General features: G+C 61.6%; 16 protein-coding genes. 7 read left to right on the forward strand and 9 right to left on the reverse strand.

What is annotated here, in order from left to right; genetic code table 11:
- Positions 1-31: 31 nt before the first annotated feature.
- A complete protein-coding gene (locus tag AC1Q6C_RS07715; RefSeq protein WP_030536132.1) occupies positions 32-1453 on the forward strand; it encodes a DUF2252 domain-containing protein in 1422 nt (473 codons plus the stop codon).
- 4 nt (positions 1454-1457) lie between these two features.
- On the opposite strand, the gene AC1Q6C_RS07720 is transcribed toward AC1Q6C_RS07715, so the two are convergent.
- Both AC1Q6C_RS07720 and AC1Q6C_RS07725 read right to left on the reverse strand, forming a co-directional pair.
- Entirely contained in the window at positions 1458-1715 is a 258-nt protein-coding gene (locus tag AC1Q6C_RS07720; RefSeq protein ID WP_007730463.1) for a WhiB family transcriptional regulator, read from the reverse strand.
- Positions 1716-1734: 19 nt separating this feature from the next.
- Complete coding sequence (locus AC1Q6C_RS07725) at positions 1735-2265, reverse strand: HNH endonuclease (RefSeq protein WP_125052251.1); 531 nt, start codon at positions 2263-2265, stop codon at positions 1735-1737.
- Positions 2266-2600: 335 nt separating this feature from the next.
- Between AC1Q6C_RS07725 and AC1Q6C_RS07730 the strand changes: the two genes are divergently transcribed.
- On the forward strand, positions 2601-3611 hold the full coding sequence (locus AC1Q6C_RS07730; protein ID WP_007730456.1) for a threonine aldolase family protein: 1011 nt from the start codon (positions 2601-2603) through the stop codon (positions 3609-3611).
- A gap of 1 nt (position 3612) precedes the next feature.
- Here the strand turns inward: AC1Q6C_RS07730 and AC1Q6C_RS07735 are convergent, their stop codons facing one another.
- Both AC1Q6C_RS07735 and AC1Q6C_RS07740 read right to left on the reverse strand, forming a co-directional pair.
- Entirely contained in the window at positions 3613-4467 is an 855-nt protein-coding gene (locus AC1Q6C_RS07735; RefSeq protein ID WP_210377824.1) for an LLM class flavin-dependent oxidoreductase, read from the reverse strand.
- Complete coding sequence (locus AC1Q6C_RS07740; protein ID WP_151098391.1) at positions 4464-5327, reverse strand: patatin-like phospholipase family protein; 864 nt, start codon at positions 5325-5327, stop codon at positions 4464-4466. The genes AC1Q6C_RS07735 and AC1Q6C_RS07740 overlap by 4 nt, the downstream gene beginning before the upstream one ends.
- Before the next feature lie 54 nt (positions 5328-5381).
- Between AC1Q6C_RS07740 and AC1Q6C_RS07745 the strand changes: the two genes are divergently transcribed.
- Together AC1Q6C_RS07745 and AC1Q6C_RS07750 are read left to right on the forward strand one after the other, a co-directional pair.
- A complete protein-coding gene (locus tag AC1Q6C_RS07745) occupies positions 5382-7067 on the forward strand; it encodes a dihydroxyacetone kinase family protein (protein WP_039973156.1) in 1686 nt (561 codons plus the stop codon).
- Between the two features lie 101 nt (positions 7068-7168).
- On the forward strand, positions 7169-8791 hold the full coding sequence (locus AC1Q6C_RS07750) for a long-chain fatty acid--CoA ligase (RefSeq protein WP_042451581.1): 1623 nt from the start codon (positions 7169-7171) through the stop codon (positions 8789-8791).
- A gap of 85 nt (positions 8792-8876) precedes the next feature.
- Here the strand turns inward: AC1Q6C_RS07750 and AC1Q6C_RS07755 are convergent, their stop codons facing one another.
- From AC1Q6C_RS07755 to AC1Q6C_RS07765, 3 genes are read right to left on the reverse strand one after another with little or no spacing between them, the layout of a single operon-like run.
- Positions 8877-9503, reverse strand: a complete 627-nt coding sequence (locus AC1Q6C_RS07755) for a TetR/AcrR family transcriptional regulator (protein ID WP_065455052.1) — start codon at positions 9501-9503, stop codon at positions 8877-8879.
- A 13-nt stretch (positions 9504-9516) separates the two neighbouring features.
- On the reverse strand, positions 9517-10278 hold the full coding sequence (locus AC1Q6C_RS07760; protein WP_003942978.1) for a 3-hydroxyacyl-CoA dehydrogenase: 762 nt from the start codon (positions 10276-10278) through the stop codon (positions 9517-9519).
- 28 nt (positions 10279-10306) lie between these two features.
- On the reverse strand, positions 10307-11500 hold the full coding sequence (locus AC1Q6C_RS07765; RefSeq protein WP_030536138.1) for a thiolase family protein: 1194 nt from the start codon (positions 11498-11500) through the stop codon (positions 10307-10309).
- Positions 11501-11868: 368 nt separating this feature from the next.
- Between AC1Q6C_RS07765 and lanKC the strand changes: the two genes are divergently transcribed.
- Complete coding sequence (gene lanKC, locus AC1Q6C_RS07770) at positions 11869-14451, forward strand: class III lanthionine synthetase LanKC (protein WP_210377825.1); 2583 nt, start codon at positions 11869-11871, stop codon at positions 14449-14451.
- A 669-nt stretch (positions 14452-15120) separates the two neighbouring features.
- Here lanKC and AC1Q6C_RS07775 read toward each other — a convergent pair.
- Positions 15121-15744: a hypothetical protein gene (locus tag AC1Q6C_RS07775; protein ID WP_210377826.1), complete on the reverse strand. Its 624-nt coding sequence runs from the start codon at positions 15742-15744 to the stop codon at positions 15121-15123.
- A gap of 1103 nt (positions 15745-16847) precedes the next feature.
- On the opposite strand from AC1Q6C_RS07775, the gene AC1Q6C_RS07780 reads away from it, so the two are divergent.
- Positions 16848-18086 (forward strand): HNH endonuclease signature motif containing protein, encoded by a 1239-nt coding sequence (locus AC1Q6C_RS07780; protein ID WP_218681165.1) that lies wholly within the window; start codon positions 16848-16850, stop codon positions 18084-18086.
- A gap of 96 nt (positions 18087-18182) precedes the next feature.
- Here AC1Q6C_RS07780 and AC1Q6C_RS07785 read toward each other — a convergent pair whose 3' ends face one another.
- The gene (locus AC1Q6C_RS07785; protein ID WP_073512519.1) at positions 18183-19025 is read right to left on the reverse strand and encodes an SDR family oxidoreductase; all 843 of its coding nucleotides are present in this window, start codon (positions 19023-19025) and stop codon (positions 18183-18185) included.
- Between the two features lie 277 nt (positions 19026-19302).
- Here AC1Q6C_RS07785 and AC1Q6C_RS07790 point away from each other — a divergent pair, with 277 nt between their 5' ends.
- Positions 19303-20310, forward strand: coding sequence for an AurF N-oxygenase family protein (locus tag AC1Q6C_RS07790; RefSeq protein WP_003943163.1), 1008 nt, complete (start codon positions 19303-19305; stop codon positions 20308-20310).
- Positions 20311-20335 lie beyond the last annotated feature (25 nt).

The raw sequence follows: 20335 nt of genomic DNA on the forward strand, positions 1-20335 counted from the left end.
GTTTCGCACGCCCGACGAAAGAGAGCCCGACATGGACCCGCTGAACAGGCCTGCCGGTCAGCTGGCTCTCGAGAACGAACCGGACGGCAGGGCGACTTTGCGGGCGCGTCAGACGCCCCGCAGTGAGCGTCGCAAGATCGGGAAAGGCCTGCGCAAGCGAGTGGCGCGATCGTCGCTCGGCGACTGGACGCCCCCATCCGATCGACGTGACCCGGTCGATCAGGTCAACACGGCACACGAGGGAAGACTCGACTGGTTGGTTCCGATCCGTGTGGGGCGAATGGTCGCTTCGCCATACGGATTCCTGCGCGGTACCGCCGGATTGATGGCAGAGGACATGGCGCAGCTGCCGTCCACCGGCATCACTCCCGTCATCTGTGGAGATGCGCACGTCGGAAACTTCGGGTTCTACGGATCTCCGGAACGCGAACTTGTCATAGACCTCAACGATTTCGACGAAGCACATCCCGGCCCCTGGGAATGGGATCTACGAAGGCTGGCTGCGAGCATCTGGGTGGCCGGTCGGCAGAACGGTCTCACCGAAGCTCAATGCGAAACAGCAACAACCTCGTGTGTGTCCGCGTATCGCCTCCACTTGGCGAAGCTGTCCGAGCGTCCACTGTTCGATCGCTCCTTCGACCGGGTCGATCTCGACGGACTCACCGACCACGTCACCGATCCTGGGTTGCTGGCCGAGATCAGGCGCGCCGCGGAGCGCGCCCGGCGGCGTACGAGTGACCATGCGGTGCCGCGGTTCACCGTCGAGGATCACGGACGGCGCCAGTTGGTCGAGAACCCGCCGCTCACAACACGACTCACGCCGCAGGACACCGACTTCCTCCTGGAGGGTCTGGACGAGTATCTCGAAACCCTTGCACCACACTGGCGCCGAGTCGTCTCGGGATACAACGTCATCGACGTCGCGCACCGGGTTGTCGGAGTCGGGAGTGTCGCTCTGCGCGCCTATGTGGCCCTGTGCGAAGGGAGCATCCCGGACGACGTCATCTTCTTGCAGCTCAAGCAGGCTCGCCGATCCGTCGTTGCACCCTTCGTGCACGGTGACTCGGCCTGGCACGACCACCAAGGACGACGCGTCGCGGAATACCAGCAGGCTCTCCAGACAGTCAGCGATCCACTGCTCGGGTGGTGCACCGTGGACGACCGCCAGTACTACGTCCGTCAGTTCCGGAACATGAAAGGTTCTGTGGACCTGAACAATATCGATGCAGCAGCCTTGACCGACTATGTCGCGATCTGCGGTCGCCTACTGGCCAAGGGACACGCACGAACCAGTGGCGCGTCACTGATTTCCGGTTACCTGGGAACCTCGGACACGGTCGACACCGCCCTCACCCGGTTTGCTCGGCTCTACGCCGATCAGACCGAGCGTGACCACGACGCTCTGTGCCGGGCGGTGTCGGCCGGCACGATCGCCGCGGAGCCGGGAATCTGATCCCTCACGCCGCGACAATCCTGCCCTGCTCGAACTTCACTCCACCCCAGATTCCGGTCTGACCAGTGGCAGAGGCGAATTCACGACACGAAGCCACAATCGGGCACCTGTTGCACACGTCGGTCGCGTAGTCGTATCCCTCGGACGGAAAGGGAAACCACCGGTCCGGCTCGGGGTCTCCTCGGCATTCCGCCTGCCACCACGTCCGGTCGTCCGAGATCGGCAAAAGCTCAGCCAAATTGGAGATTTCGTCAGCGCACATCACTGGCTCCCTTCGACTGTCACGTCCGACTCAATTCGCGCCAGATCTTCTGCTGCACTTTCTCGATGCGCCGAGGTGCCTTCGGCTCCCACAGCAGCCGCATACCGGCCTCGGCCGGAGTGCGATCCGCCTTGCGCTGATTGCAGGAACTGCAGCACGCCACCAGATTTCCCCACGTGTTGGGCCCGTTACGGCTCCGCGGCTGGACATGGTCGATGGTCGTTGCCCGGGCGGCGCAGTACGCACATTGACGACCGTCCCGGTCGAAGACACCGGCAAAAGTGGCCCGACTGGAATCGGTGACCGTCACCCGGTGAGCAACGTACACGTACTCGGCGAGCAGGATCGTCCTCGGCAGTGGGATTTCGACGTGCTTGGAGCGCACCGGAAATATCGGGGTCACGTCTTCGGTGGACTGCGCGGAGCCGGTGGCGATCAGGACGACCGCACGATCGGCGCTCACTTCACCGAGGTACTCGTACGTGGCGTTGAGTACCCGGACGGGGCGGTTCATCCAACTGTGAGCAAGTGCGCGGTTCGGGTTCCGCATGAGAGTTCTCAGTTCGTGTCGAGGAGTGAAACTCCTGGACACGAAGACGGGTCAGGAGCAAATGCAAGAAATGGGGAACGGCATATATCCAGCGCCGCTCTGTTCCCCGAATGCGGGATGGGAAATACCGCGGGGTGAGTGCCCGCGCAGGTGCAACGCTTGCTTCCAGTCGCGCATGCCTGTCCCCTTCCACTTCTTGTTCTCGTCACCGGCGATTGCCGACGCTCATCATCACACGGAAGGCATCCTCAGCGATATCGATTTATCAGGCCGGAAGAGCCGTCCTGGAAATACCGCGGTTTGACGCCGGAACACGCGGCTTGATCGAATGAGCCATGACTTCGTCGTACATCGACCTACGCTCGGACACCGTCACCAAGCCTGATGCGGAGATGCGGAAGGCGATGGCCGACGCCGAGGTCGGTGACGACGTCCTCGATCACGACCCGACCATGGCGGCGCTCGAGGAAGAGGTGGCGCACACTCTGGGTTTACCGGCGGCACTGTGGGTGCCGAGCGGATCGATGGGCAACCTGATTGCGCTGATGCTGCACCTTCACCGCGGCGATCAGTTCCTGGCACCGGAACACTCTCACGTCTTGGGCTCCGAATTGGGCACCGCGGCCTGGCTCGCCCAGGGAATGCCGATGGCGTTGCCGCACGACGGCGGACCCGGACGTCCCACCCCCGAGACGGTCGTGAAGGCGGCGGGCTCCCCCGGCCCGTACTTCGCGTTGAACACCACGCTGCTCTGTCTCGAGAACACTCATAACTTCGCCGGCGGTGCCGTCATGAATCCGACCGAATGGACGAAGCTGGTCGACGCAGCGCGATCACGCGGCTTGAAGATTCACCTCGACGGCGCCCGTCTCTGGAATGCCGCTGTTGCACTCGATGTTTCGCCCACCGAATTGACTTCCGGCGCCGATACCGTTCAGGTGTGCCTGAGTAAGGGACTCGGTGCGCCGGTCGGCTCGATACTCGCCGCATCACCCGAATTGATCACCGAAGCCCGAAGGATCCGCAAGATGCTCGGCGGCGGCGTTCGTCAGGGCGGAGTGCTGGCCGCAGCCGGCATCGTCGCGTTGCGCTCACAAGCTCGCCTCTCCGACGATCACGACAACGCGCAGCGCCTCGCGTCGGGGCTTCGTGAACGCGGTTGGGCCGTCGACGAACCTGCCACCAACATCGTTCTGGCCGCGACAGCCGATCCGTCGGTCACCGTTGCTCAGCTCGCCGCTGTCGATGTCGGCGCGGTCACCGTTGCCGGGAAGGTTCGGTTCGTGACACATCGCGACGTGAGCACTGCCGACATCGACGCGGTTCTGTCCAGAGTAACCTTCTGAACTACGCCACCAGGGGTTGAACCTCCTGCGCGACAAAGCGAATGAACTCGCGGACATCCGGCTCGTCAACAGTCGGTTGGAGTACCACGGTGGTTGCACCTGCTGCAACCCATCGCCGTGCTGCTGCCGCGACTTCGGCCGCGTTGCCCACGGCAATCGCATCCTCCGGCGACTCGCTACCGGACGCTGCGGCCTCGGCAAGGGCGCGCTCACGACCGCCGGAACCGAAAGCACAGATGACGTAGACGACGACCTCGTGATCCGACGCCCCGATGTGAGCGATCGCCCGACGCACGCCGTCCGGGGTCGTCCCACCCGAGAGCACGGTGCCCTGCGCCAACTCGCCACTGAGCGCCAAAGTCTTTGGCCCCGTGGCGCCGACGAGCAACTGCGGCACCGTCTCCGGTGGCCACGCCAGCGTGACGTCCGTGAGATTCACGTATCGACCGGACACCGTCACCGACTCACCGCCCAGTAGCCGCTCGACTGCTCCGAACTGCTCCCGCAGGAGGGTCAACGGCGATTCGGCTTTGGCCCCGATCTGCCGCATCCAACTCTGAACGCCGTGACCGAAGCCAACCCGTAGTCGATCCGGATGAACTCTGGCCAGCGCTGAAATCTCCATCGCCGTGATCGCGGTGTTGCGCATCGGCGTCGGCAGCACACCGATCGCCACACCCATGCGATCGGTCTCAGCCAATACAGTTGCAGCAGTGGCTATTCCTCCGCCGAAGAAGCAGTCTTCCCACAACCAGACCTCGTCGATACCGACTTCGTCTGCATACCTGGCATGTCGAACCAGATCTTCCGGAGATTGCTCCGGGCGCACGACGACGGCAATCCGTGCGGCGCTCATGCCGTCACCAGAAACGCGGCGATCTCGTCGGCGGTTCGACGGCCCTGTTCGCGGCCGAGTTCGGCTGCGGGGCGCCTGGTTGTCGGTGAAAGCGAGTTCGTTCCGATCGCTTCGACGACGGCGTCGTCGGCGAAGACAGGCAGCACGGGCAAGGGCGTCATCACGTCGATTTCCTCTCGTAGGCTGCCGCCAAGCAGATTCGGGGCGGGATCGGCAGCAGGTGAAAGAACCACGACCACATCGCAGTCGGCAGCCAGATGAACATTCGAGCCACTCGCCATTCCGCCGTCCATGTACCGGTGACCGTCGATCGTGACTACCGGCCACACCCCGGGGACAGCGCAACTCGCTCCGACTGCGTCGATCAGGTCGACGCCGGAGGCATTGCCGAACACCCTCAACTCACCGGTCTGCGCGTTGATCGCCGGGATGCGCAACTCCCGGTCGGGCCACAACCGATTGGGCAGCCGCGCCTCGATGACCGCACGACGCACGGCGGGTTCGACGGTATCGGCTCTCATCGCTGCCTCGCCGAGCAAACGGAGCTGCTCGGCCCGGTCCTGCGATCCTGCAATCGCGTCGACGAACATCTGACCGAGTACCTCGACATCGACCTTCGGGTCGATTTCGCCGGTAGCCTCCGCTGTTTGTGCGTCGAAAAGTTCTTGCAGTGTCACGCCGCTCGCTATCTGAGCGCTCACCGTGGAACCTGCGGAAGTGCCGATCAACACGTCCGCCGTCAGCAGCGCAGCGGCAGTGTCCGGTGATTTGTCCTGAAGGCCCAACAGAAAACCTGTTTCCCAGGCGATTCCCGCAACGCCGCCACCGGCAAGTACCAACCCCAATTTCACGCCGTCCACCTCTCGTCGATCGTGATCCGTGCCCGAAGTCGACGTTAGACCTACTCTGAAGTGATGTTCATGCGCAGCGCAAAGACATTTGTTCCCGACGCACTCCGTGGGTTGATCGCATCCACCGACGACATCGCGTGGAATCCCGATCCTGGGTACCTCACACGCGCAAGGCCACTTCCCCGCGGACGGGTCGCGCTCGTCTCCGGCGGCGGATCAGGCCACGAACCCATGCACGCCGGATTCATCGGCGAAGGAATGCTCACAGCCGTCTGCCCCGGATTGGTCTTCAGCTCACCCAATGCACTTCAGATCCACGAGGGGTCCAAGGCTGCCGACGCCGGCGGCGGCGTCCTTCACATCGTGAAGAACTACACCGGCGACGTGATGAACTTCGGTATCGCCCGAGAGTTGCTACGCGAGGACAAGATCGATACGGACGTCGTCCTGGTCGACGACGACGTCGCGACCGAACGCGCAGACGGCAGTGGCCCGGGGCGACGCGGTACTGCGGCAACCATCGTGGTGGAGAAGGTCTGCGGCGCATCCGCCGCCCGCGGCGACGACCTGGCCGAGGTGACCCGGATCGGACAACACGTCGCGCACTCCGCTCGGAGCATGGCCGTCGCTCTTCGCCCATGCACTTTGCCGGGGGCTGACGAGCCGTCGTTCGACTTGCCGGCGGGTCAGATGGAACTCGGTATCGGCATCCACGGCGAACGCGGCACAGAACGCGTGGATGCCCTGCCCGCACCGGAATTGGTGCGGCGGCTGACAGACCCGATCATCAAGTCCCTGAGTCTCGCCGAAGGCGACCGCGTCATCGCCGTCGTCAACGGTCTCGGCGCCACCCACCCGCTGGAGTTGCAACTTCTGTTCGCCGAACTCGGAGATTATCTGGACGAACAGGGAATTCACATCGAGCGGACACTGATCGGAACCTTCGTCACTGCATTGAACATGGCAGGCGCGTCCATCACCCTTGTTCGCACAGACAAAGAAATCCTCGAATTATGGGACGCACCAACAAAAGCGCCCGCCTGGCCGAATGCTATAGCGCGTGAGTACACCGGCATGGGCACGCGCGAATCTTTCGGTCCCACATTCACACCCGACACCTCACGCACCGCCGAAAGCAGCTTCGTCGGAAGCTGGATTGCGGACTGGGCCGAGAAGGTACTGGATCAGGAACCGGCACTGACCGATCTCGACCGACGAGCGGGCGACGGCGATTTCGGGACCAACATGGTGGCCGCACTGGATCAACTCGACATCTCGGCGATCCGTGACACGTACTCCACCGCAACGATATTCGATGCAGTCTCACAGGCGTACCTCGGCCACGCCGGTGGCACCTCCGGCGCATTGTTCGGCATCTGGTTCCGGCATTTCTTCCGCGTTGCCGCAGACTCGGCGGACTCCGAACTCGACCTCGGCGCGATCGCGGCTGCAGCGCGAGCGGGACTCGACAACATCACCTCGCTCGGCGGCGCACGCGTCGGCGACAAGACGATGGTCGACGCGATAGTTCCGGCGGTCGAGTCGTTGGAGCAATCCGTGAGCTCGGAAGCCGATCGAGATGCTGCGCTGGCGAGCGCAGCGGAAGCCGCAGCGGCCGGGGCGGAGTCGACCGAAACCATGCTCGCGAACCGCGGACGTGCAAGTTATGTGGGCGAAGCCGCTCGCGGAGTAGTCGATCCGGGAGCGCTACTCATAGCGTGGTTCTTCGCCAGTGCAGTGGGTCACTAGCGAGCACTTCGGGGCTGTGACTAATCTGGCAGCCACAGCACATCGTTTGTGACGACCCGTGGGCAAAAGCACCGGTCTCACACACCACACAGGAGCAGCCCATGCTGAGCACCATGCAAGACGCCCCCCTCTCCATTGCTCAACTTCTCCGCCACGGTGCCTCCGTTCACGGCGCCTCCGAGGTTGTCACGTGGACCGAGTCCGGCCCGCGCCGTGTGTCCTACGCTGACGTCGGCAAGCGCTGTGCTCAGCTTGCGCACGCCCTGCGCGGGCTCGGCGTCGAGGGTGACGAGCGAGTCGCCACGTTCATGTGGAACAACTCCGAGCACCTCGAGGCGTACCTGGCGATCCCCTCGATGGGCGCTGTGCTCCACACCCTGAACATTCGTCTGTTCCCCGAGCAGTTGATCCATGTCGCCAATCACGCCGAGGACCGCGTGATCATCGTCGACCCGTCCCTGATTCCGCTTCTCTCTCCGCAGCTTCCGTCGCTGACCACCGTCAAACACATCGTCGTCACCGGCTCCTCCACTGCAGGACTCGAAGCTCCCGAGGGAGTGCAGGTTCACACCTACGAGGGCTTGATCGCCGATCAGCCCACCGAGTTCGACTGGCCCGAGGTCGACGAACTGAGCGCTGCCGCAATGTGTTACACGTCCGGCACCACGGGTGACCCCAAGGGCGTCGTCTACTCCCACCGTTCGATCTACCTGCACTCCATGCAGGTCTGCATGAGCGACGGCCCCAACCTCGCGCAGGGCGATCGTGCACTCGCCGTGGTGCCTCAGTTCCACGCCATGTCGTGGGGACTTCCCTACGCCGCGTTCATGATCGGCGCCTCGCTGATCATGCCCGACCGCTTCCTCCAGCCTGCCCCGTTGGCTGCGATCATCGCCAGCGAGCAGCCGACGTTCGCCGCGGCCGTACCCACCATCTGGCAGGGCCTGCACCTCTACCTCGAGCAGAACCCGCAGGACATCTCCTCGATGCGTGAGGTTCTGATCGGCGGCTCCGCGGTACCGCCGGCCCTCATGCACGCATTCGAAGCCGACCACAACGTCTCCGTCCTGCACGCCTGGGGCATGACCGAAACCTCCCCACTCGGATCCGTCGCCCGCCCGCCGGCCGGTGTCACCGGCGACGCGATGTGGAAGTACCGCTACTCTCAGGGCCGCTTCCCGGCATCCGTCGAGGCACGTCTCATCGACGATGACGGCAAAGTTGTTGCACACGACGGCGTTTCCGTCGGCGAGCTCGAAGTGCGCGGCCCCTGGATCACCGGGTCGTACTACGGCGTCGATGCGGAAGACAAGTTCAACGACGGCTGGCTCAAGACCGGTGACGTCGGATCCATCACGGCCGACGGCTTCCTGAGCCTGTCCGACCGCTCCAAGGACATCATCAAGTCCGGCGGCGAATGGATCTCCTCGGTCGACCTCGAGAACGCCGTCATGGGTCACCCTGACGTCACCGAAGCTGCCGTCATCGGCGTGCCGGACGAGAAGTGGGACGAGCGCCCGTTGGTTGCGGTTGTTCTTCGCGCTGGTTCCGAAACCACCATGTCCGAACTGCAACAGTACCTTTCGGACAAGGTTGCCAAGTGGCAGCTGCCCGAGAACTGGGCCGTGGTCCAGGAAGTCCCGAAGACGAGCGTCGGCAAGTTCGACAAGAAACGCCTTCGCGCCGACTACCACGAGGGCGGACTCGAAGTTACGCGACTCTGACACCGAGTGAATGCCGAAGTATGAATACTGAAGGTGGGCAACAGGTTTTCACCTGTTGCCCACCTTCGTTCACGAGCGATGCACTTTACGGCCGATAGCCGACCGTGTGAAAAGCGATATCGACGTACTTCTCCGCCAATTGCGACGGTGACATCGGACCGCCGGTCTGGAACCAACGCGGCAGTGACTGCGCCATACCGAGTATTGCCCGGACGGTCTCTTCGGTATCGGTGACCGCGAAATCTCCCGATGCCACACCGTCGTCGACGATCCTGCGCATCAGCAACTCGAGCCGCTTACGACTGGCGGCGTATCGACTTCGGCTTTCCGGTGAGACATGCCGAATCTCGGTGTCCAACGCAGCATGCCGCGACCGGTGGGTCATATAGAGAACTATCGCCTCCACCACCAAGGCGAAGCGTCGTACCGGATTTTCGCCGGCCTCCGCTTCTGCCGCTTCGGTTCTGGTATTCAGCTCACTCATCGAGACCTCGAACAAAGCGACGAGAATTGCCTCTTTGTTCGCGTGGTGATAGTAGAGCGCGGGAACGGTTACCCCGACATGATTGGCAATCTGGCGCACCGTCGTGCCGTGGTAACCATTCTCGTCGAACAGCTCGAGCGAAGCCATCAGGATGTCGGTCATCACCAGCGGCGGGAAGGACCTCCAGTCCACTGCCACCGAGCTCACCGACTCCACCTCGCCAGTCATGTGATAGCCGAAATTACCGCGGTGCCATACGGATTGCACCGTCGAGGCGGATCGTCTCACCATTGAGCATGGGGTTGGAAACGATGTGCGCAGCAAGCGCGCCGTACTCGCTGGGATCACCCAGGCGAGAGGGGTGAGGCACCTGCTGACCCAACGACGCCTGGGCTGCTTCGGGCAGTCCGGCCAGCAACGGGGTCTTGAACAAGCCTGGTGCAATGGTGTTGACGCGGATCAGCAGCGACGCGAGGTCACGGGCGATGGGAAGCGTCATACCGACGACGCCGCCCTTCGACGCGGAGTACGCAGCCTGCCCGATCTGGCCGTCATACGCTGCGACCGAAGCGGTGTTGATGATGACACCGCGTTCACCGTCGATCGGCTCGGTCTTCGAAATACGTTCCGCAGCAAGACGAAGGACGTTGAAGGTGCCGATCAGATTGACGTCGATGACCTTCTTGAACGCGTCGAGCGGGAAAGCGCCCTTCTTGCTGACCGTCTTGACTGCGTTGCCGATTCCGGCGCAGTTGACTGCCACGCGCAGGGGTCCGAGGGATTCGGCCACGTCGAGTGCCGCGGTGACCGCAGCCTCGTCGGTGACGTCTGCAGCCGCGAAGCGGACCCGGTCGCCAAGTTCCTTGGCGATGGCTTCACCGTTGGACGACGGAAGGTCGATGATGACGACGCTGGCGCCGTCGGCAAGAAGGGCTTTGGTGGTGGCCAGGCCGAGGCCGGATGCTCCACCGGTGACGACGGCGACGCTGTCGTTGACGATCATGAGAGTTCCTTTCGAAAGGTTATGTGTTTCAGATGCGTTCGATGATTGTGGCGTTGGCCATGCCGGCGCCCTCGCACATGGTCTGCAATCCGTAGCGTCCGCCGGTGGCCTCGAGGTGGTTGACCATCGTGGTCAGCAGGCGAGTACCCGAGGACCCCAGGGCATGGCCGAGTGCAATCGCGCCGCCCCACGGGTTGAGCTTTGCCGGGTCGGCGCCGAACTCGTGAGCCCAGGCGAGCGGTACGGGAGCGAAGGCTTCGTTGACCTCGTAGGTGTCGATGTCGTCGATGCTCAGACCCGCGCGAGCGAGCACCTTGTGGGTGGCTGGGATGGGTGCGGTGAGCATGAAGATCGGGTCATCGCCCGCAACGGAGAAGGAGTGGAAACGAGCTCGCGGCGTCAGCCCCAGCTTCGACGCCATTTCTTCGCTCATGATCAGTGCTGCGGACGCGCCGTCGGTGAGCGGCGACGAGTTACCGGGAGTGATCGACCACTGCGCCTCGGGGAAGCGCTGCGCGTACTTCTCCGAGTAGAACGACGGCTTCAAACCGGCGAGTCCCTCGGCGGTAGTAGACGCGCGAACCGTCTCGTCGACGATATGCGAGACGGTCTCACCGGCGGCGTTGGTCACCGAGATCGGCAGAATCTCCTTGTCGAAGAGCCCCTTCGCCGCTGCCTCTGCTGCCCGCTGGTGGGACTGCGCGGAGAATGCGTCGAGAGCGTCGCGGTCAAGCTTCCACTTGGCGGCGATCAATTCTGCAGAGATTCCCTGGTTGACCAGGCCTTCGGGGTAGCGAGCCGCGACGCCCGGACCGGAAGCGTCCTTCCCCATCGTCGTGGTACCCATCGGGACACGACTCATGGATTCGACGCCTGCCGCGATCACGATGTCGTAGGCCCCGGCGATCACGCCCTGCGCCGCAAAGTGCGCAGCTTGCTGACTTGATCCGCACTGGCGATCAATCGTGGTGGCGGGTACCGACTCGGGGAACCCTGCCGACAGGACCGCGCTGCGGGTGATGTTGAGCGCCTGCTCACCGGCCTGGCCGACGCAACCGCCGATCACGTCGTCCACCAGGGCGGGGTCGAGGCCGTTTCGCGAGGTGATGGAACGCAGAACGTGGGCCATCAGTTCGACAGGGTGCGTCCCGGACAGTGCTCCGCCCGGCTTTCCCTTGCCGGACGCGATCCGGACTACATCGACGATCACTGCCTTGGTCATCTTCGTTCCCTTCGAGGACGTGCATTGCTGGGGCGGTCCGGCATCCGAGTTTCGTGGCGCCGGGTACCGGACCGAGATCGAGGGAGCACCCTGACTTAGCGCTCGCTAAAGAACTACCACCGACTTGATCCTCTCGTCAAGAGGGGACCTCCGAACTCGAAACAAATGCGGCCGACTAAAAGCTGGGCGATCAGTGACCTCGCCTGGCCCACGCCATTCATTAGTACTTTCGAATGATAGGTTTTCAATCTTCGCCCGAAATGTCCGGAATCGGATAACCTTCCGCCACAAGCAATCCAAGCCACAGGGGATTCGGGGCGTGGCACCAATCGATGACAACCGCAGGGGGACTGACCGGGAGGTTTGGCGTGGACCTGCGATACGTTGCCTTCACGCGTGCCGACCCGCATTTCTACGACCGAATCAGAACGGTCACCCGACCAGATACATCAACTGACCAGCACTTTATCCCCGCGAAGTCGGTGGATTGGTCGCTCTGGCGGCGCGGTCCCCAAAGTGGACCGTGGAACTACTTCCAACCGCCCGACGGTCTGCTGCCAGAACAAGGATGGAAGATTCACTGCTCCGCTACCCGAGCCAACGCGCAGGAGCTGCTCGATACCGTTTCCGTGTATTGCGGTCACAATCATGTGCCGTTCAAATTTCTTCGGACGGCAGCAGACCTCATGTTGTCCAACAGCAAGCAGGCCAATCGAACTTCCAGCGGAAAATTCATCACGATCTATCCGGCGGATGGTGTTGCCACACAACGTGTCATCACCGAACTGGACAAGCTTGTCGCCGGTGCCGACGGGCCGTACATCCTCAGCGATGTGCGATGGAACCGGGGACCGCTCTACTTACGGTACGGCGCGTATCTGCCCATGCAGACCTACGATTCATTCGGCGATCGCGTCCCCGCAATTCGGCGTCCTGACGGATCGCTCGAACCCGATGTGCGCGGCACTTCCTTCAGAACTCCGGACTGGGTACAAATCCCGGACTTCGTTCGCGCGCAGCAAGACAAGCTGAAATCACATGACGAATTCCCCTATTCGATCAATGAAGCCCTGCACTTCAGCAACAGCGGGGGGATCTACTCCGCATTCGACGACGCCGGCATCGATCTGGTCATCAAAGAAGGCCGTCCCTTTACCGCCCCGGACGCAAACGGCCGGTACGCAATCGACCGCATCCGTAACGAGTACGACAAGTTGACTCACCTTGCCGACAACCCGTACACACCTTCTGCGATCAGCTTGTTCGAGCGCGAGGGACACCACTTCCTTGTCACCGAGCGCGCTGCCGGCACTCCCCTGAATCAGGAAGTTGCGCTCCGCCACCCACTGATACGCGCGGACCAGACACTCAGTTCCCGAACGGAATACAGAACCTGGGCACTCGACATTGCACAACAGTTGACTACCGCAGTCGAGAGCTTCCACAACGCCGGAATCGTTCATGCCGATCTTCACCCTGGCAACGTCATGTGCTCACCGTCCGGTATTCGGATCATCGACTTCGAGATGGCCCACAACATCGACGAGCATCCGCCCCGGTCCACCGGAGCCCCCGGATACACAGCACCTCGACAGTTGACAGGAATCGCGGCGGATCGATACTCGTTGGGATGCATCGAGCTGGGACTCTTTGTCCCACTTACTACATTGTTCCCTCTCGATTGCAACAAGATTCCCGAACTCATCGACTATGCGGTGTCTCGATTCGATCTTCCTCGTGCCTTCGGTGCCTCGCTCTATTCGATGCTCGACGTACAGGCGCCGGAACCGGAGAATCGCCCGCATCGTTGGGGCACGTCGCCCGGGGAAAACCTGCAACGGGCGGCCGCTCTATTGCGCTGCGGCATCCTCGCCTCGCTTGATCTCTCCCGCCCTGATCGACTCTTTCCCGGTGACATCGCCCAGTTCGAAGTGAACGGCTACGGCATTGCTCACGGCTCGTGCGGAAACCTGCTCGCCGATGTACTTCCCGCAGACACCTTGGAGTCAGTTCTGGAATGGACTGAACATCAAGTTGATTCGGATACTCAACCAAAGTTCGGCTTCTTCGACGGGCTCGCGGGTGCGGTGCATACCTTTCGGCATCACGGGCGACATTCGACAGCCGACAGGTGGGTCGAGACTTTGCGTCGAGCCCCACTCGACGACATCGACTCCAGCCTTTTCAGCGGCCTTTCCGGAATCGGTTGCCTCCTACTCGAGGAATCGGTTTCACGACCGACTGTGTCACCCACTCTCGCTGTCGTGACCGAGACTCTGCGCGAACGAATTTCAGCTGCTCGCTTGCATGTCCGCGACGCCGGCGGAACACCTTGGGCAGTGGCCGGCCGAGGTGGGCTGATGCGGGGACCGAGCGGACAAGCACTGTTCTGGACTCGCCACTACGAACTGAGTGGTGATCCTCGATCGCTGGAACACGCACGCCAGCTCGTCGACATCGATCTGTCTGTGATGTCGATGTGCCCTGACGGGTCGATGCAGCTGAGAGAGGAGCGCCGGACGATGCCGTATCTCGGATCCGGGTCTGTCGGTGTGGGCCTGGTACTTCTTCAACTTGTTCGACATGTCGACGAACCGCGCTACGCGTCTGCGCTACTTGCCATATCCCGCGCTGCCGCCGTCGAATTCACTGCCCAAGCCGGACTACTCAACGGGCGAGCCGGGCTGATTCTGTTCCTCAGCGAACTCTCCAAGACTCCATACGCCGGCGCCGATTGTGAACAGACGCTTGCACAGCAGTTTCAGCTTCTGGGCTTGCACAGCCTCAATCACGCAGGAGGCCTGCACTTTCCAGGTGAACAGAACCTGAGACTCTCGACAGACTGGGCAACCGGATCCGCGGGAATACTGGCATTGCTCCGTCATGCCGGATTGCCAACTGTCCGACAGTCGTTTCCACTGATGTGCGCGTCGAACTGCCACATCTCCTAGTTGTTCGGAAAGTTATCACCCCGGAAGATTGGAGCACAGAAGCATCAGGCCAAAAATCTGAAATGGAGTCAGCACCGCAAGACAATTCGATCGATCAAATCCATCGGTAAACATGCCGATCAACAAAGGAAATGACAATGGACGCTATTCTCTCCCTTCAAGATCTGTCAGTCGCCGCCGGCAACGTCGGAGACGCAGGCCAGCTCGAGCAGAACGCGGCAATCAGTTCGCTCAGTTTCTTCTGCCTCTGACCTCAGGCCGATACCTCGGAGCAGGTCCGGGGTATCGGCTTTCGGAATCCGGCCGGATCATCAGACGAACAATATTGTTTCATCATGAGACGCATCCGCACTTCACCGAGCTGTATTCGCCGATGATGTGTGCGACCTGGCGGCAATGCCGAGGGTAGATCGCATGGTCACTGGCGACGATATTCCTACTGATCCTGACAGCCGCACTTTCGGGTTGGTTCGTTCAGCGTTGGGGCGAGAGTTGGGACTTCGGCGACATCTGCTCACGCTGGTACGACGGGGGTGGCGGTTGCCGTGCCAACACCGCTCTCACCTTGACGACGCTTCTCGTACTCCTACTACCGTTCGCCTCAGGAATGCTGGTCGGCGTCACCACATTCGCCCGAGACTTCGAGCGGAGGGTCTGGTGGTTTGAGTTTCAATAGCTGTCAACGACAAGATGAGGGAATCGGTACCATCCGCCCCCGATGTCTTCCAGCCGGAGCTGATTGAAGGTCTTGTCGGACACACCATCGGGTGCGTACACCCAGCCGGGATTGTCCAAGATGTCCAATCCATTTCGTGCGTCATAGAAATAGACGTGGCCTTCACTGCTGACGTTGGCATAGGAGATATCGAATCTGCCGATTCGTAGATCACGATGATACCCATCGGAATAGGGATCGTCAGGTTCTTGAAGTAGTTGCTGTGCAACGGTTTCGAAGTCTGCCCGATACTGATCGAAATGTGGCTGCCCCGCGGCCGCGATCCCGAGTGCGATCACCACGAGAACCGGAACAGCGACATCGGACCACAACCATCGGCGTCGCTGCCACCAGCACACTCCGAGCAGCACGATTGCAACACTCGCCGTGAGGACCCAGAGAACGACCGCACCGGCGATCGAGAGTGCACTATCCGCAGGTTCGGGCCAGGTGAGATGGCATTTCGCTGCGACATACATCGCCGACGCCGACGCTGCGATAAGTGCGTTTACCAAAACAACCCAACGAAGAGCACCGGACCTTCTCGTTGCCTGCGAGTTCGACACTGCCTGATCCATTCGATGAGAATAGCGAGCTGTTTGTCGCGGACTAGCAGTAACCACTTCCCCGATCTCACGATCGATTGTTTCTCGGCACGGAGAAAGTGTCCACGGTGCTATCTTTGCTGGCTATGGGAGGCAGGGCTGCGAGGATGGTCGATTTGAACTACCGATGTCAGGAGAGCTCGGCGACTCCCAAAGTCGACAGGTCAATTTTGAGCACGGCTGGATTCGGTGGATCGCAGCAACCAATACCATCGTCACCCCATGATGACGTGACTGTTGCGGGCGAGTCGTGAAGATTCGATTATTACGAGCAAGCCAAGCGTCTCTAGCAATATCGCTGATCGCACTAACCTTGGTCTATTTGTTGGACGCATTTTCTTTGCGCCTCCAACATCAGCCCAGCTGGTGCATTGATCACTATGGAATCCCATCACGATTCAATTATCTCCTTCCCGGCCGGGCGGAGAGGGTAGCGGCAGGAATTACAGACTTCTGGGGATGGTTCCCTCCAGGCATAAGCTGTACATTCACTGATGCAGTGACCAAAGAAAGCGAAACGGTGGCACCGGCCGCGGACAGGTCGTACATCGTCGTCGTTCTTGTGGCGCTGATCATGATCTCGACTGTCGGCGTATTGTTCGGCCGCCGGAAGCGCTGAAGATTGGTTTTGGCTCGGGACTGCAGATGCGCACTCGACACCAGACCGATGAGTAATAAATCGGTGTCCGTCGTGTCCGGCGCTTCCACCACTCGTCGATCTTCGCGAATCCACCAGCCTTGTTCGAGGGCATTTCTTGCGGGTCCTGGTGGTCTTCGTTCCCATCACGCTGGCGATGACACTCCTGGGCCTGGTGCTCGGCTGGACCCATGCGCTTGCCGGGGACAGGCGGCAACATGATCGACGCCGATTGCAAAATGTGCTGGGGCTCAGACAATTCCGACGTGATGCTGTTGCGCTCCGGGTTGATGGTGGCGCTCGCACTCGTCGGCGCACGTGGACTACGTCGGCGACCCGCCTATAACCGACTGTCCGAAATGTCGAAATCGATTTGATAGCAGCAATTTTCGATCCACATTCTCTTGTGTTCGAAACTTTGTTCGATTATGCTTTCGGCATGGACAGTCGGGATGCGTGGCAGCTGGATGGCGAGGGCCTCAAGGGGGAGGTTCTGGATCTGGTGCGTGTCCGGCACGAGTTGCAGTCGCGGTTGGTGTTGCTGATCGTGGAGATGTTTTCCCGGGAGGTTCTCGGTGGGAAGGGTTTTCGGGCGATCGCGCAGTGGTTGCATGGTTCGACGAATTTGGAGATCGGTGAGTGCAGTCTGCTGGTCGGGTTGGCGCGGTTGTTGATGCTCGAACCTGTTGTCGGCGATGCGTTTCACCGCGGGGATGTTGATGCGTTGAAGGCGCGGCAGGTGGCGTCGTTTTGTCAGCATCCGCCGAAGAACATGACCCTGGCGGATGTGGACAAGGCTCGCGGGATTTTGTTGTCGTTGGCGTCGAAGAACATTGCGGATTGCGATGCGGTGCGGGCGGCGATTCGGCGGATCGAGAAGCAGTACGGCAAGCGCGAGGACGGCGTCCCGGTCGGCGAGGATTCCGAACGTAACGAGTTCTACGCCTCGAAAGGCTTGTACGGGCGGGTCACTGTGAAGGGTGATCTGGATGCGATCAACGGGGCCCGGTTGATCACGTTGTTGTCGAGTCTGTCGGCTCCGACGCCGGAGAAGGACGGCGTCAAGGACACCCGCACGCCGGCATTACGGCGGGCGGACGGGTTTTGCGAGTTGTTGCGCCGGTACGAGCGGGCGGGGTTGGGCCCGATCGAAGGCGGAGTGAAACCGCACATCACGGTCACCGCGTCCGCGAAAGACATGACCGACCTTAAAGTTCTGAAAGACCTGTTGCCGTCCACCGAGGAGCTGGGATTTGCGTGGACGGATTGGGTGGGCCCGATCAGCATCGACACCGCCCGGATGTTGGCGTGCGACTGCACAGTCACCCGGATCCTCCTGGATGAGAGTGGTGTTCCGCTCGACTGCGGTAAGGAAGCGAGAATGGCGACCGTTCCGCAGCGGCGGGCTCTTGCGGTTCGGGATGGTGGGTGTGCGTTTCCGGGGTGCGGGACTCCGTCGGGGTGGTGCGATGCCCATCATATTGTTCACTGGAACGATGGTGGCCCAACAGATCTCGACAACCTGGTTCTGTTGTGCGGTCATCACCACCGGACGATGCACCACACCGAGTGGCGTGTCGAGATCGGCCCGGATCGGAAGACGGTGTTCTATCCACCCATGTCGATCGATCCGTATCAACAGCCGATCGGCGGGAACAGCCCACCCACAGCAGCCTGAACCGCGACAATCGAATACATCAGCACCGGGGACGAACCATGCCCCGGTGCTGGTGCACGTTTCTGGTCAGATCCCAACCCCTCAAATCCCAGCCCCTCAGATCCCGGCCCTTCGCACGAGAGCGTCAGTGGCAGAAGGGGATACAACGTCAATCGCTCGTAACAGCCCCGCGTACCGCGGATACAGCTCGACGGGACGCGTATTGATCGCCCTCAAGATCCACGATGCAGCTTGATCGGCCGTCAGCGCCGGCTGGCTCACGTAATCCGCCGTCGGCGCGATCATCGGTGTTCGTATGAGTGGGAACTGCACTGTGGTGACATCGACACCGGTGCCGTGACATTCCGCGCCGAGGCTTCGGCCGAATGCACTGAGAGCAGACTTCGACGCGTGATAGGCACTGAACCTCGGCATCACGCCCGCAGTGACTCCCCAGGTTCCGACGTTGATGATGTGTCCGGACTTCGCCTCGAGCATCGCGGGCAGTAGCCGCAACGTCAGTCTTGTCGGCCCGAAGTAGTTCAGCGCCATGGTGCGCTCGTAGTCATGGAATCGGTCGACCGAATCCAACGCGGTACGCCGGATCGAGCGACCCGCATTGTTGACGAGGATGTCGACCGACCCGAATCGATCCGCGATCGTCTCCGCGAGTTCGTCGACGGCTTCACCGCGGGAGAGGTCCGCAGGCACGATGTGTGCCCATCCTCCCCTGCGGTGAATCTCGTCCCGTACGTGTTCGAGGTTTTCCTCACCGCGCGCGACCAGGATCATCTCGGCTCCCCGACGAGCCAAGAGATGAGCTGTCGCCTCACCGATCCCCGAGGAAGCCCCTGTCAGAACGATCGTCTTGTCGGAGAGCGTGACGCCGCGTGACGGAACAAGGGAGCGCAGACGCGTCGGCGGACTCAATGCAAGATTGCTGAGAATCGATCTGATCACGTCGGCCTCGGTTCGATCTTCGCGTGCGATTCGGTGCGAACCCGTCCCTGAACAGCCCACTTCGGACGCACCGCGGAAATTACTCAAAAGTAAGTTATGGCGCCGTTTCGGCCGTGTCAAGAATTCGTCGGGATTCAGGAGTATCTGCCACTAGCTTTTCCTGATACCTCGGGTTACATTAAATCCAGACCGAGTGCCAGCGATCACACAACCGGCCCTCGATTCCACCGAACACCGCGAGAAATACCAGCGGTGACCGAAACGAAGAGGAGACGCCATGACGCTCACATCGCCGCTCGACAAGCGCGGAGAAGCATCCGACGACTCGTACAACGAGACGCTTCGACTCCTGTCCGAGGGCTCGGTGCACAAGCACTTCGACCCGTACCTCGACATCGACTGGGACTCCCCCGAGTTTGCCGTCGTCCCGAACGATCGCCGCTGGATCCTCCCGGCCGAGACTGACCCGCTGGGTGCACACCCGTGGTACCAGTCGCAGTCCGAGGCCAGGCAGATCGAAATCGGCATGTGGCGCCAGGCCAATGTCGCGAAGGTCGGTCTCCAGTTCGAGAACATTCTGATCCGCGGCATGATGCAGTACGTCTTCTCACTGCCCAACGATTCGGCCGAGGCGCGCTACTGCACGCACGAGTCGGTCGAAGAGTGCAACCACACGATGATGTTCCAGGAGATGGTCAACCGCATCGGTGCCGACGCTCCCGGGATGAGCCGTCCGATGAAGATGCTTGCACCCTTCATTCCCCTCGCTGCGGGTCCGTTCCCCGAACTGTTCTTCGTCGGTGTCCTCGCCGGTGAAGAGCCGATCGACCACATTCAGAAGAGCATCCTGCGCGCCGGCGGCCAGATCCACCCGATCATGCAGTCGGTCATGGCCATCCACGTAGCCGAGGAAGCGCGTCACATCTCGTTCGCGCACAAGCTTCTGAGCCGTCGCATCCCGCTGATGTCACGCCCGAACCGGTTCGTCCTCTCGCTGCTGTTCCCGATCGTCATGCGCATTCTCTGTGACGCCATCGTCATCCCGCCGAAGTCCTTCTGGAAGCAGTTCGACATCCCGAAGTCCGTGAAGAAGGACCTGTTCTGGGATCTGCCCGAGTCGCGCCAGACCCTGCGCAACTACTTCGGTGACGTCCGCATGCTGGCCACCGACACCGGCCTGATGAACCGTGCCTCGCGCCTGGTGTGGAAGGCCTGCAAGATGGACGGCCGCGCATCACGCTTCCGTAGCGAACCTCACCGCAGCTCGCACAACGCCGCCGCGTAGCTCCCGGACAGTCGAGATCGGACTC

The organism is Rhodococcus sp. MT28 (genome assembly GCF_058792695.1).

Excerpts from the sequence above, each read along its gene's own strand:
- AC1Q6C_RS07715 (WP_030536132.1), top strand. The coding sequence starts at position 32 with ATGGACCCGCTGAACAGGCCTGCCGGTCAGCTGGCTCTCGAGAACGAA.
- AC1Q6C_RS07720 (WP_007730463.1), bottom strand. The coding sequence starts at position 1,715 with ATGTGCGCTGACGAAATCTCCAATTTGGCTGAGCTTTTGCCGATCTCG.
- AC1Q6C_RS07725 (WP_125052251.1), bottom strand. The coding sequence starts at position 2,265 with ATGCGGAACCCGAACCGCGCACTTGCTCACAGTTGGATGAACCGCCCC.
- AC1Q6C_RS07730 (WP_007730456.1), top strand. The coding sequence starts at position 2,601 with ATGACTTCGTCGTACATCGACCTACGCTCGGACACCGTCACCAAGCCT.
- AC1Q6C_RS07735 (WP_210377824.1), bottom strand. The coding sequence starts at position 4,467 with ATGAGCGCCGCACGGATTGCCGTCGTCGTGCGCCCGGAGCAATCTCCG.
- AC1Q6C_RS07745 (WP_039973156.1), top strand. The coding sequence starts at position 5,382 with ATGTTCATGCGCAGCGCAAAGACATTTGTTCCCGACGCACTCCGTGGG.
- AC1Q6C_RS07750 (WP_042451581.1), top strand. The coding sequence starts at position 7,169 with ATGCTGAGCACCATGCAAGACGCCCCCCTCTCCATTGCTCAACTTCTC.
- AC1Q6C_RS07755 (WP_065455052.1), bottom strand. The coding sequence starts at position 9,503 with ATGACTGGCGAGGTGGAGTCGGTGAGCTCGGTGGCAGTGGACTGGAGG.
- AC1Q6C_RS07760 (WP_003942978.1), bottom strand. The coding sequence starts at position 10,278 with ATGATCGTCAACGACAGCGTCGCCGTCGTCACCGGTGGAGCATCCGGC.
- AC1Q6C_RS07765 (WP_030536138.1), bottom strand. The coding sequence starts at position 11,500 with ATGACCAAGGCAGTGATCGTCGATGTAGTCCGGATCGCGTCCGGCAAG.
- AC1Q6C_RS07775 (WP_210377826.1), bottom strand. The coding sequence starts at position 15,744 with ATGGATCAGGCAGTGTCGAACTCGCAGGCAACGAGAAGGTCCGGTGCT.
- AC1Q6C_RS07780 (WP_218681165.1), top strand. The coding sequence starts at position 16,848 with ATGGACAGTCGGGATGCGTGGCAGCTGGATGGCGAGGGCCTCAAGGGG.
- AC1Q6C_RS07790 (WP_003943163.1), top strand. The coding sequence starts at position 19,303 with ATGACGCTCACATCGCCGCTCGACAAGCGCGGAGAAGCATCCGACGAC.